General features: G+C 36.5%; 11 protein-coding genes and 1 tRNA gene. 11 read left to right on the forward strand and 1 reads right to left on the reverse strand.

Annotation, left to right across the window (positions count from 1 at the left end):
* The first annotated feature begins 101 nt into the window (after nucleotides 1-101).
* The 6 genes from argC (at nucleotide 102) to carB (ending at nucleotide 8732) form a co-directional block, all read left to right on the forward strand.
* Nucleotides 102-1142 carry an N-acetyl-gamma-glutamyl-phosphate reductase gene (gene argC / locus MHI02_RS06930; protein ID WP_083452456.1) on the forward strand — a complete coding sequence of 347 codons (1041 nt, stop codon included), beginning with the start codon at nucleotides 102-104 and terminating at the stop codon, nucleotides 1140-1142.
* Nucleotides 1143-1225: 83 nt separating this feature from the next.
* Entirely contained in the window at nucleotides 1226-2452 is a 1227-nt protein-coding gene (gene argJ, locus MHI02_RS06935) for a bifunctional ornithine acetyltransferase/N-acetylglutamate synthase (protein WP_047185241.1), read from the forward strand.
* Between the two features lie 10 nt (nucleotides 2453-2462).
* Nucleotides 2463-3263, forward strand: a complete 801-nt coding sequence (argB, locus tag MHI02_RS06940; protein ID WP_047185242.1) for an acetylglutamate kinase — start codon at nucleotides 2463-2465, stop codon at nucleotides 3261-3263.
* The gene (locus tag MHI02_RS06945) at nucleotides 3256-4440 is read left to right on the forward strand and encodes an acetylornithine transaminase (protein ID WP_047185243.1); all 1185 of its coding nucleotides are present in this window, start codon (nucleotides 3256-3258) and stop codon (nucleotides 4438-4440) included. The genes argB and MHI02_RS06945 overlap by 8 nt, the downstream gene beginning before the upstream one ends.
* Nucleotides 4441-4444: 4 nt before the next feature.
* Complete coding sequence (locus MHI02_RS06950) at nucleotides 4445-5524, forward strand: carbamoyl phosphate synthase small subunit (RefSeq protein ID WP_047185244.1); 1080 nt, start codon at nucleotides 4445-4447, stop codon at nucleotides 5522-5524.
* Nucleotides 5511-8732, forward strand: a complete 3222-nt coding sequence (gene carB, locus MHI02_RS06955; protein ID WP_341165784.1) for a carbamoyl-phosphate synthase (glutamine-hydrolyzing) large subunit — start codon at nucleotides 5511-5513, stop codon at nucleotides 8730-8732. The genes MHI02_RS06950 and carB overlap by 14 nt, the downstream gene beginning before the upstream one ends.
* A 44-nt stretch (nucleotides 8733-8776) precedes the next feature.
* Here carB and dat read toward each other — a convergent pair whose 3' ends face one another.
* Nucleotides 8777-9646 (reverse strand): D-amino-acid transaminase, encoded by an 870-nt coding sequence (gene dat / locus MHI02_RS06960; RefSeq protein ID WP_047185246.1) that lies wholly within the window; start codon nucleotides 9644-9646, stop codon nucleotides 8777-8779.
* Nucleotides 9647-10021: 375 nt separating this feature from the next.
* Here dat and MHI02_RS06965 point away from each other — a divergent pair.
* The 5 genes from MHI02_RS06965 to trmL all read left to right on the forward strand — a co-directional run bounded on the left by MHI02_RS06965 (nucleotide 10022) and on the right by trmL (nucleotide 13437).
* Nucleotides 10022-10095 (forward strand) — tRNA-Gly (locus MHI02_RS06965).
* 217 nt (nucleotides 10096-10312) lie between these two features.
* Nucleotides 10313-11455, forward strand: coding sequence for a tRNA epoxyqueuosine(34) reductase QueG (queG, locus tag MHI02_RS06970; RefSeq protein WP_257457719.1), 1143 nt, complete (start codon nucleotides 10313-10315; stop codon nucleotides 11453-11455).
* A 23-nt stretch (nucleotides 11456-11478) separates the two neighbouring features.
* On the forward strand, nucleotides 11479-12003 hold the full coding sequence (locus MHI02_RS06975) for a methylated-DNA--[protein]-cysteine S-methyltransferase (RefSeq protein WP_047185248.1): 525 nt from the start codon (nucleotides 11479-11481) through the stop codon (nucleotides 12001-12003).
* 67 nt (nucleotides 12004-12070) lie between these two features.
* Nucleotides 12071-12916 (forward strand): amidase domain-containing protein, encoded by an 846-nt coding sequence (locus MHI02_RS06980; protein WP_047185249.1) that lies wholly within the window; start codon nucleotides 12071-12073, stop codon nucleotides 12914-12916.
* Between the two features lie 47 nt (nucleotides 12917-12963).
* On the forward strand, nucleotides 12964-13437 hold the full coding sequence (gene trmL, locus MHI02_RS06985; RefSeq protein ID WP_047185250.1) for a tRNA (uridine(34)/cytosine(34)/5-carboxymethylaminomethyluridine(34)-2'-O)-methyltransferase TrmL: 474 nt from the start codon (nucleotides 12964-12966) through the stop codon (nucleotides 13435-13437).
* Nucleotides 13438-13468: the final 31 nt, after the last annotated feature.

Raw genomic sequence — 13468 nt, forward strand, 5'->3', positions numbered from 1 at the left:
TTATGCATAAATATTAATTTTTTTTCATAAATATACTTGCATAAATGGATGGGAAAATCTATAATAATGAATAATTCGAAAATATGAAAGGGAGTCATTCGGTGAAAAATGTAGCAATCATTGGTGGAACGGGTTATGGCGCGGTTGAATTAATTCGATTACTCCAGTCCCATCGTTATATGAAAATAAAACAGATCATTTCACATTCACAATATGGGGATCAAATTACATCTGTTTATCCGCATTTAACAGAATTTTATGATGACCCAATGGAAGAATTAAATATTAATAGATTAAAAGATGAAATAGATGTTGTTTTTCTTGCTACACCTGCTGGGGTTGCAAAAGATTTAGTACCACAATTCCAAGAATCAAATGTACAATGCATTGATTTATCCGGGGACTTACGCCTACATGCTCGTGAAGCGTATCTAACCTGGTATGGTAAAGAAGCGGCACCACAGGAAATATTAGATGAAGCAGTTTACGGATTGTCCGAGATTTATAAAGAGGAGATTATAAAGGCAAAGATTATTTCTAACCCTGGATGCTTTCCCACTTCTGCATTGCTTGGTTTACTACCTGCAGTAGAACATGGGATATTGAATAATCAATCCATCGTTATTGATGGCAAAACTGGAGTATCTGGAGCGGGAAGAAAACAATCCCAGATGACGCATTACTCTGAAACGAATGAAAATGTTACCCCTTATAAAATTGGAAAACATCAGCACATTCCTGAAATCGATTTATATTTATCACAAGTTGCGAATGAAGACATAGCTACGACCTTTACGACACATTTAATCCCGATGACAAGAGGATTACTATGTACCATGTATGGAAAGTTAGATAAGCAAGTATCCACTCCAGAAGTGATTGATTTATACCAATCCTACTACGAAACGCATCCTTTTGTAAGAATTAGAGAAGAAGGAGTATTTCCTTCAACAAAAGAAGTGTACGGAAGCAATTTCTGTGATATTGGCTTACATGTTGATGAACGAACCAATCAACTCATTATTGGATCCGCAATCGACAATTTAGTTAAAGGGGCAGCTGGGCAAGCAATTCAGAATGCAAATTTAATGAATGGTTGGGATGAGAAGCACGGACTATATCATATCCCTATTTTTCCATAAAAATATGTGTTCAAAAAGGAGGTGAAAAGTGTCATTTTCACCAGACTTTTTGGAACAACCTCATAAGGAAAGGATGAAATAAGTTGATCACAACACAACCAAAGAAAATGAATGTCTTAGAAAATGGACATGTGACAAGTCCAAAAGGGTTTATAGCAGGAGGGGTACACTGTGGAATTCGTAGAAAAAAACTAGACTTTGGTTGGATTCATTCAGAAGTCCCGGCTGTTGCGGCTGGTGTATATACCTTAAATGCTTTTCAAGCTGCACCATTACAGGTTACGAAGAAAAGTTTAGAAAAGGTCCATAAAATTCAAACCATTATTGTTAATTCTGGGAATGCGAATTCTTTTACTGGTGAACAAGGGTATCAAGATGCTTTAGAAATGCAAAGATTAGCAGCTGAAAAAATGACGGTTGAGGTCGATCAAGTTGCGGTTGCTTCTACTGGTATTATTGGTGAAACATTGCCAATGGATAAGATTCGTATAGGAATTGCCGCTATGGGAGAAGAAAATCATGTAGCAGCGGAGAATTTTGAGCAAGCAATTTTAACAACAGATACAAAAACAAAGCATGTAGCAGTGGAAATTGAAATTGATGAAAAAACGATCACAATTGGTGGGGCGGCTAAGGGATCTGGAATGATTCATCCCAATATGGCTACCATGCTAGGATTTTTGACGACAGATGCCGTAGTTGACGCTGTAAGTCTGCAAAACGCATTACGCCAAACAATCGACTATTCCTTTAATATGATAACGGTAGATGGCGATTCAAGTACAAACGATATGGTCCTTGTGTTAGCTAATGGAACGCAAGGAAATGAAATGTTAAATGAACAACATCCACAATGGGCAGAGTTTGTGGAAGCATTACAATTTGTTAGTCAAGAACTAGCGAAGAAAGTAGCAAAGGATGGAGAAGGGGCGACTAAACTTATTGAGGTTAACACTTTTGGTGCACCAACCGAAATAGTAGCGAAACAGGTGGCGAAAGCAGTTATTTCTTCTAATCTTGTAAAAACAGCAGTATATGGTTCAGATCCAAACTGGGGCCGTATTATTTGCGCAGTTGGCTATAGTGAACAACCAATTTTGCCAAACAAAATTTGTGTATCGATTGGGGATATTGATGTAGTGAAAGATGGGGCAGTTGTTTCATTTATGGAAAAAGAAGCAAGTGAGTATCTTCAAAATGAAGTAGTTAAGATTAATATCGATTTGCAAAACGGAGAATTTGGAGCAACAGCGTGGGGCTGTGATTTAACCTATAACTATGTAAGAATTAATGCTTCTTATCGTACGTGAGGTGAACAAAATGGGTATTGTTGTGTTAAAAATGGGTGGTAGTGTTTTAGAAAAACTTCCTGAAGACTTTTATAAAAGCCTTGTTGAATTAAAAGAAAAGAAAATATGTGACCCGATTATCGTTCATGGTGGGGGACTTGAAATTAATCAAGCACTTAAGCAAGCGGAAGTCGAAAGCTCTTTTGTGGATGGATTACGTATAACAACTGAAGATGTTCTAAAAATTGCTGAGATGGTGATGAGCGGTTCTATCAATAAACGAATTGTTAATAAGTTGATAAAAGCGGAAGGGATAGCTTTTGGCCTTAGTGGTGTCGACGGTTCTCTTTTACAAGCAGAGCCTATTGATCCTTCGGGGAAATTAGGTTTCGTAGGTAAGGTGAAAAAAATTAATGATTATTGGCTTAAGTTAATCATGGAGCAAGGTGGTATACCAGTTATCTCACCAATTGGAATTGGCAAGGAAGGGATTCGCTACAATATTAATGGGGATATGGCAGCTGCAGCTGTTGCGAGTAGCGTAGGGGGCAAATTGATATTCGTGAGCGATATTCCAGGGGTTATGGAGACGATTGATGGGAAACAAGTGGTCCATTCTAAACTAACCAAACGAGAGATTAATTCCATGATATCTTCCGGAGTTATTTATGGTGGAATGATTCCTAAAGTAAACTCCGCTATGGATGCATTATCGGCTGGGGTAGATGAATCCGTTATTATAAATGGGGTATCTCCGAGTGACTTGAAAGATTATATGAAAGGGAAAAACATTGGAACAAAAATTGTAATGGGAGAGGTCCAACATGTCTAATAATCTAGCAGTTAAAAATATAGCAATCATGAATACATACAATCGATTCCCAGTAAAACTTGTAAAAGGAAAAGGGAGTAAAGTTTGGGATGATAAGGAAAATGAATATTTAGATTATACTTCTGGTATTGCAACATGTAATTTAGGGCATGTTCCAGATCAAGTACAATCTAGAGTAAAAGAACAACTTGATCTACTATGGCATTGTTCGAATCTTTATGAGATTCCGAATCAGGAAGAGTTGGCCGAACTTTTAACTCAAAATAGTGTGTTTGAAAAAGTGTTCTTTTGCAATAGTGGTGCGGAAGCGAACGAAGCAGCAATTAAGATTGCTAAGAAATATGCGAAAGATCAAGGTAATCCAGAACGTACGGATATTGTAACGTTTAAACAATCCTTTCATGGACGTACTGGAGCAACGATGGCAGCTACCGGGCAAGAAAAGATTCATCAAGGTTTTACGCCGCTTGCTGTAGGATTTCGTTATTTAGCTTTAAACGATTTTGAGTCTTTAAGTGAAATTAGCGATGGGAAAACAACCGCAGTTCTTCTAGAAGTTATTCAAGGAGAAGGTGGAGTAAATCCAGTTGATAAAGAATGGCTTACACAGTTGGAAAAAATCTGTAAAGAAAACGACATTCTCCTAATGGTTGATGAAGTACAAACTGGAATGGGAAGAACGGGAACATTATTTGCCTATGAACAATTTGGTGTGAAACCAGACGTAATAACTTTAGCAAAAGGACTAGGATCAGGTATTCCTATCGGTGCAATGCTTGCGAGTGAATCTGTTGCAGCTTCGTTTAGCCCTGGAACACATGGAAGTACTTTTGGTGGTAACCCACTTGCGACAAGTGCTGGAATTGCAACAATCGAAAGCATATTAAGTGATGGATTTCTTGCAGAGGTAAAAGAGAAAAGTGACTGGTTCCGGAAACAATTGGAGAAATTACGGCAATCTTCTAATAAAGTGATTGGAATAAAAGGGCTTGGTTTTTTAGTTGGAATCGAACTTACAGAGCCGGTTGGTCCATGGATTGATCGATTCCGAGAAAAAGGGATTTTAGTACTGTCAGCAGGTGCAAATGTATTAAGAGTTTTACCTCCATTAACAACTACTAAGGAAGAGTTAAACCAATTTGTGAATGTTTTTCATGAAATAGAAACGGAGGAATGACATCATGACTAAAGGATACCTTGTGTTAGAGACGGGCGAATCATTCGTAGGAGAATGGTTAGGAGCAGACATAGAAGCGGAAGGGGAGGTTATATTTAATACGAGCATGACCGGATATCAAGAAATGTTAACAGATCCATCTTATCAAGGTCAAATATTAACATTTACTTACCCAACTGTAGGTAGCTATGGTATCAATATACATGATGATCAAAGTAATGATATTGCCGTTTCAGCTGTTATTATAAATGATGTTTGTGATGAGCCTAGCCATTATCAATCTACTACAACGATTTCTGAGCAATTAAAAAAATCTAATATACCTGGATTAGTAAATATTGATACACGTTCTTTAGTTGCAACTATTAAAAAATATAAGACTGTAAAAGGAGCCATTACGAAGCAAGAAGGGTATACGAATAGTAATTGGAAAAGCAAGGATTCCATAGAATTAGTTAGTAAAGTTTCCGTTAAAGCGCCAGAAGTTTATGGGGATGGAGACCATCATGTAGTCATTCTTGATTTCGGTTATAAAAAATCATTACTTCAAGTACTGTTGAAAGAAAAATGTAAGGTAACGATTGTTCCATACAACACTCCTTTCGAACAAATAAACGCTTTACATCCTGATGGGATCTTAATTAGTAGTGGACCAGGGAATCCTGAAGAATTAAATGGGGTACTTTCAACCATTAAGAAATTAACCCAACATTATCCTACTCTTGGAATTTCCCTAGGTCACCAACTGATTGCTTTAGCCTATGGTGCAAAAACAGAAAGGTTATCATTTGGGCATCGAGGAAATTACCCAGTAAAACAGATGGAAACTAAAAAAGTCTATATAACGTCACAAAACCATGGATATGCTGTCATTGATAACAGTATAGATTCAAATGAATTTCAAGTATGGTTTAGAAATGTTAATGATAAGTCTGTTGAAGGAATAAAACATATACACTTACCCATTCAATCTGTTCAATTCCACCCTGAAGCACATCCTGGGCCAAGTGATACAGAATATATTTTCGCTGATTTCATGCAGCAGGTGATTTCTTCAGGAGGGAAAGAGTATGTCGAAGCATAAATCATTAAATAAAGTATTAGTCATAGGTTCGGGTCCGATTGTTATCGGGCAAGCCGCGGAATTCGACTATGCTGGTACCCAAGCATGTCTTGCTTTAAAAGAAGAAGGTATAGAAGTGGTACTTGTTAATAATAATCCAGCAACGATTATGACAGATGAGTCGATTGCTGACCAAGTATATATGGAACCTTTGACCATTGATTCTTTAGAAAAAATTATTGCCAAAGAAAGACCAGATGGTTTAATTGGAACGCTAGGAGGACAAACGGGTTTAAATTTAACGGTCAAGTTGTATGAAGAAGGTATTTTAGACAAATACAATGTAACATTATTGGGAACTTCTGTTGACTCCATTCAAAAAGGGGAAGATAGAGAAAAATTCCGTCAATTAATGATTGATATTGGTGAACCAATTGCTGAATCCCAAATCGTGGAAACGTTAGATGAAGGTTTGGAATTCATCAAACAAATTGGTTACCCAGTTATCCTCAGACCAGCTTACACGCTTGGCGGAGAAGGGGGAGGTTTTGCCTATAATGAAGAAGAGTTTACGGCACTTCTCAAAAATGGCCTAAGCTTAAGTCCGATTAACCAAGTATTAGTTGAAAAGAGTATTAAAGGTTGGAAAGAAATTGAATATGAAGTAATGCGGGATTCCAATGATACATGCGTGATTATTTGTAATATGGAAAACGTTGACCCGGTAGGTGTACATACTGGGGATTCCATAGTTGTTGCTCCTTCGCAAACTCTGACAGATGTAGAATACCAAATGCTCCGTACTTCCTCTTTAAAAGTAATACGTGCATTAGGTGTAGTTGGAGGATGTAATATTCAATTTGCTCTTCATCCAGAATCTAAAGAATACTGTATTATCGAAGTTAATCCACGTGTTAGTCGTTCATCCGCACTGGCATCAAAAGCGACTGGATATCCAATTGCTAGAATTGCAACTAAATGTGCGATTGGTCAGCATTTAGATGAAATTATTAATCCGATTACAGGTAATACCTATGCATCGTTTGAACCAGTAATCGACTATGTCGTTTTAAAAATTCCACGTTTTCCGTTTGACAAATTTACAGAAGCGGATCGTACATTGGGGACACAAATGAAAGCTACTGGGGAAGTCATGTCCATAGATCGGACTTTTGAAGGTGCATTAAATAAGGCTATTCGATCGCTTGAAATGAATATGTATAGTTTGAAGTGGCCTGGAATGAATGAAAAAACAAACGATGAAATTTTAGAGTTACTCACTAAACCAAATGATTTGCGACTGTTTGCTATCGCGGAGGCTTTCGGGCGCGAAATGTGCATAGAGCAAATCATGAATAGGACACATATCAATTTTTGGTTTTTACGAAAAATAGAACGAATGGTACGGTTTGAAACGAAATTGAGCGAATACGAGTGGCCAAATGTTCCGAAAGAAATGCTAATCGAAGCGAAACGTTTTCATATTAGTGATCTCCGGATTGCCGAACTTGTAGGAACATCTGCGAAAAACCTAAGAGACTATTATAAAGAGGTTTCTTTACAACCAGCATATAAATTAGTAGATACTTGTGCAGGCGAATTTGATGCAGTAACGCCGTACTATTATTCTACATGGCAAGGAAAAGACGAAGTAGAAGTAGTCAATGATAAAAGGAAGGTGCTTGTTTTAGGATCTGGGCCGATACGCATTGGACAAGGGGTAGAATTTGATTATTGTTCCGTTCATGCAGCTTGGGCTGTGAAAGAAATGGGATATGAAGCAATTGTTATTAATAATAACCCCGAAACAGTAAGTACGGATTATTCCATAGCAGATCGATTATATGTTGAACCATTAGCATTAGAAGATGTACTTCAAGTTATTGAGAAAGAACAAGTAGAAGGGGTTCTTATTCAGTTTGGTGGTCAAACAGCCATTAATTTGGCTAATGATTTAAAAGAAGAGGGCATCCATATATTTGGTACACTACCAGAACATATTGACCAAATGGAAGATAGAGAACAATTTTATGAGCTTCTAAATCAACTGAGTATCCCACACATTTCTGGACATATCGTTCACTCTTTGGATGAAGTGTCAGAATCAATATACGATTTAGGATTTCCAGTTCTTATTCGTCCTTCCTATGTAATAGGTGGACAATCGATGTTCATTTGTAATAATGAAAAAGAATTATATAGCTATGTATCGCGTATTCAAAAGGATACAAATGGTCGTTGTTGGCCATTACTTATTGACCAATATTTGCCTGGTGTCGAATGCGAAATTGATGTTATTAGTGATGGGACAGATATTGTTGTTCCGGGAATTTTTGAGCATATTGAACGTGCTGGGGTTCACTCTGGAGACAGCATCGGGGTATTTCCGCCAATTTCTTTAACAGAAGAAGTAAAACAACAACTGATAGATATGGCTAAAAAGATAAGTCAGATCGTTCCAGTTATTGGAATGATGAACATTCAGTTTGTTATTCATAAGGATGTTATCTACGTATTAGAGGTCAATCCGAGATCATCTAGAACAATCCCGATTATGAGCAAGGTAACAGGTGTTCCAATGGTTGAGTGGGCAGTAAGAACACAATTAGGTCATTCATTAAGGGAGATCACAAATCAATTAGATTTACTTCCCGAACCAACCTATTATACGGTCAAATCGCCCATATTCTCAGCAAGTAAACTAAAGGGTGTCGACCATGTCTTAGGGCCTGAAATGAAATCCACTGGGGAAATTATTGGCTTAGGCTATTCCGATAATCAGGCACTACAAAAAGTGGCTTCTCAAATGGGTGATATTCGAAATGTAAACCAGTTATTTGTTTCCATATCCAATCGATTAAAAGAGGAAAGTTTACCTCTTATTCAAAAGTTTGTAGAAGCAGGATCTCAACTTGTAGCAACGGAAGGTACCGCAAAATTTTTAGAAACAAAAGGAATCTATGCATTTCCACTTTCTAATAATAAGGATGAAATCTTTAATTATTGGAAAACGAATATGCCAGATCTTGTGTTAAACATTCCGAACCAAGGAAGAGAAAAGGAAAAAATCGGATTCTATCTAAGGGAATTGGCAGTTAGATACCAAATCCCATATTTCACAAGTTTAGAAACGCTAGACGCAATGGTAGAATGCCATATTAATGAACATCAAGATAAAACCTTATCTCTACAGGAATACTTAGAAATCAGAAAAAGTAAATTAAATTAAATGAAATCGGGAGTGTCCATCACTCCCGATTTCCCTTATAGATATTAATATTCTAATCTTTGTTTAGCTAGTTTAGCATCTTGTTCATAAGCTGCCTGAAGCATTCTTGTTACTTTACCAGGTTTTCCATCAGAAATAATCGTTTTGTCAACTTGGATGATTGGTAAAACTTCTGACGTACTACTTGATAAAAATAATTCATCTGCATTAGCAATTTCTTCAATAGAAAAGGCATCTTCAATGAATTCGATGTTTAGATCATTAGCAAATCTTTCAACAGCCATTCTAACACAACCATGAAGAATGTTATTTGTAGCTGGGTGAGTGAATATTTTTCCGTTCTTCACTAAATACACATTTGAACTACTACATTCCGTTACTTTCCCATCTTTATGTAGAATCGCTTCATAACAGCCATTCTCACTAGCTTCTTGTTTCGCAAGAACATTAGGTAAAAGATTTAAGCTTTTAATATAGCAATTTTCCCATCTTGTATCTCGCTCTGTTATAGCTTTTACTCCATTGTTTAAATTATTTACGTTACGAGGTAATTCTTGGATGTATCCATAAATATTTGGAAGAACGTCTTTTGGAAAAATATGATCCCTTGGAGCTGAACCGCGTGTTGCTTGAAGGTATAACTTTCCGTCCTTTTTCATTTTATTTCTATTTATTAATTCTAGTAATAAATCTTTTAATTCTTCTTTTGAAAAAGGTAATGTTAGTTTAATTGCTTCCGCAGAACGATATAAACGATCTACATGTTCTTCAAATAAATAATACTCACCTTGATAAATGCGAATCACTTCATAAATTCCATCCCCAAACTGTAAGCCTCTTTCTTCAAATGGATACTTTAAATGATCGTGATGCATGAATTTAGTCTGAGTCAAAATAATAGGATATATAGCCATTTTATACTTTCCCCTCCCAAGTAAATCTAGTTTATCACTTCTTCCAAAGCGGGTCGATAACAAATCTTGTCATATCCATGTAACATTTTGTCACCAATTATATCTAGTTTTACAAAAAAGTTAAGGTTTTTTAAAAACTTTGTAAAAAAATGTAGAATTACCTCTTGAATTCAGTATGCTAGATTGTTATAATATATTTTGTTAGTTCGATAAACAAAAAATGCGGGTGTAGTTAAATGGTATAACCTCAGCCACGAGCGATACATCCACCGAATCCGCTACGAGTTGCCTCGAAGTATTCACTTCCCTGAATATGCTTGTAGATGGAGAGGCATGTTGGTCGTGATTGAGTTTAGTTTAATAATTTAATTATATGCGGGTGTAGTTAAATGGTATAACCTCAGCCTTCCAAGCTGATGTCGTGGGTTCGATTCCCATCACCCGCTCCATACATAAGGTTGTAACGCAGTGTTTCGTAGTAAAAAGGGCTACGAAGTATTGCGTTTTTCACTTTCCTAGACCTTTTTTCCACTTTTTAACATGTAAAAATATCCTACGAAGAAAACACCTCCATAATCTTACCTAGATACATAACTTGAAAAAGGCAAAATTTCCGTAGTATTCTGGAACTATATAAAAATAAATCGAAGAAGGGAGGTTCAATAAATGCGCACCGAAGAACTACAACAGGAAATAAGAGAATATGCGATGAAGATAGGCATAGATAAAATTGGATTTGCTACAGCGGATGTTTTTACCGAATTAAAGGAACGTTTAAGACGTCAACAAGAATTAAATTACCAATCTGGATTTGAAAAAGGAACTATTGAAGAACGTACAGAACCGGTACGATTACTTCCAGAAGCACAATCGATTATTTCTATTGCTTTAGCTTATCCGTCTCGAATGAAAAATGCACCGAAAAGTACCAAGGAAGAAAGGCGTGGTCTTTTTGCTAGGGCTTCATGGGGAATTGATTACCACGAAGTCTTACGGGATCGTTTAAACAAATTAGCTGATTTTATTCATGAAAAGGTACCCGAAGCCATAACAAAGATAATGGTAGATACTGGAGAGTTATCTGATCGTGCAGTTGCGGAACGTGCGGGCATTGGGTTTAGTGGTAAAAATACATCCATCATTACTCCTGAATTTGGTTCCTTTGTTTATTTAGGGGAAATGATAACGAACATTCCGTTTATACCAGATAATCCGGTAGAAGATAGTTGTGGAGATTGTAGAAAATGTTTGGATGCTTGCCCAACTGGAGCGTTAGTAGGGGAAGGTGGACAACTTAATGCGAATAGGTGTATTGCATTTTTAACGCAAACAAAGGATTATTTAGAGGATGAATTTCGTATAAAACTCGGAAATCGTTTATATGGTTGTGATACATGTCAGCAAGTATGTCCAAAAAACAAAGAGATCGATTTTCACACACATCCTGAGTTCGAACCGGATCCTGAAATATCCAAGCCGAAATTAATCCCTATGTTGCGAATTTCAAATCGTGAATTTAAGGAAAAATTTGGTTCTATTTCAGGTTCATGGCGGGGGAAGAAACCACTTCAAAGAAACGCATTAATTGCACTGGCCCATTATAAAGACAAAACTGCTGTAACAGAGATTATTGAAGTGATGAAAAACGACCCAAGACCAGTCATTCGCGGAACAGCCGCATGGTCACTAGGTAAAATTGGAACAGAAGAAGCTTTTTTAGCTATCAAAGAAGCTATAAAAGTCGAGAAAGATGATCGAGTAAAATACGAAATGGAAAAAGGATTGGAATTTGCAGAAACAGCTATTTAAGTAGATAAGGTGGTTATGGTACTATGAAGCTTTATTTTGATGAAATCGATACTCCTGTTGGACCGATGACCTTACTTGGACACGATGATAAACTTATTCGAATGGATTTTGGTTCAATGAATGAATTATCCGAATACTATCATAAGTGGATGACACGTTATTTATCATGCACAGAATTAATTCATTATCCAGATGCAAAGGTTTTTTTACAAGCTAAATCGGAGTTAAAGAATTATTTTGATAGAAAACAATCCACTTTTTCAATCGATTTAGAGTTTCATGGTACACCTTTCCAAAGAATGGTATGGCGTTCCTTATATGACATCATTCCGTTTGGTGAAACAAGGTCATATAAAGACATAGCGATAGCGATCGGAAATCCCAAGGCTGTTCGTGCAGTTGGCGGAGCTGTTAATAAAAATCCCTTTTCTATTATAGTTCCATGCCACCGTGTTATCGGAACAAACGGAAAAATGGTCGGTTATAATGGGGGGTTAGATAAGAAGGAGTTTTTATTAAAACACGAAAATATTATAGTAAGTTTTTAATTTTATCCCGCCTATTTATACTTTAACCAAGCCATCCCTTCATAAACTAAAAGTGGAGGGGATTTTTATGGAAAAGGTAAAACATTGGTGGTTAGACTTTTTTCAAAATGAACGAAATAACAATCATTGGTGGGCACGAAAAAAAGCTTTATGGGAAAAAAGAGATGCCAAAATTGTACAGACGAAGGGTAATGGAGAAGTTTTTCAAAAGTTGAAGTATGACAATAAAACCCTTTATAAGTACTTATTTCATGTCTCTTTCTTAATAAAACAGGGAAAGAATTTTCATCTGGAAGAACTGGTTGTTCCGTATCAATTCAGACTAATAGATAACGAAATAGTAGATCATAAACAGATAGTTACCAATACCGTTTCTGAAGATATTCCCACCTTAAGTGTAGATAAGACAACTGAACGAAATGGTGAGCGATTTTCTTATGATCGACATGCTGCGGTACAATATGCAGAACGTTGGTGGAATAGTTATAATCCAGAATACCGAGTGTTTGATGTGGATTGTACCAATTTTGTTTCTCAGTGCCTTAGAGCTGGTGGGGCACCAATGCGAGGGGCACCTTTTCGTGAAAGAGGCTGGTGGTATAGTGGAGATAATTGGAGTTATAGTTGGGCAGTTGCACATTCATTACGTTGGTATTTGAGTGGTTCCAGAGAAGGTTTAAAAGGAAGAGAAGTAGAAAATCCTGAAGACCTTTTATTAGGTGATATTATTTGCTATGATTTTCAAGGAAATGACAGATGGGACCATAATACAATCGTTGTAAGTAAGGATGCATATGGAATGCCTTTAGTAAATGCACATACGGATAATAGCAGGCATCGATATTGGTCTTATGAAGATTCAACGGCATATACGCCGAATATACAATATAAATTTTTCCGTATTGGGGAGTAGAAATGTTATAATAGATGTTGTACTTAAATGGATAGGAGAATAGAAAAGTGAGTTTACATGTTGTATTATATCAACCAGAAATTCCGGCTAATACAGGGAACATTGGAAGAACATGCTTAGCAACAGATACTACCCTTCATTTGATTCGTCCACTTGGCTTCTCTACGGATGATAAAATGGTTCGTCGTGCGGGTCTTGATTACTGGCAAAATGTAGATATTCGTGAATATGATTCACTTGATGAGCTTTATGATAAATATCCTGAAGGTGAATTTTATTATATTGAGAACTTTGGTACGAAGCATTATACGGATTATGATTTTAGTGACCAAAATATAGATATATTTTTCGTTTTTGGTAGGGAAACAAATGGAATACCAAAAGAATTGCTTATCGGTAAAGAGGATCGCTGCTTAAGAATTCATATGAATGATAAAGTACGTTCCTTGAATTTATCCAATACAGCGGCAATCATTATTTACGAAGCATTAAGGCAACAGAATTTTACGCATTTGACATAAGAAAAACCGTCATGTTTTCATACATGGCGGT

Origin of the sequence: Oceanobacillus sp. FSL K6-0118, from assembly GCF_038006665.1 — a bacterium.
GTDB classification, from domain to species: Bacteria; Bacillota; Bacilli; order Bacillales; family Amphibacillaceae; genus Oceanobacillus; species Oceanobacillus caeni.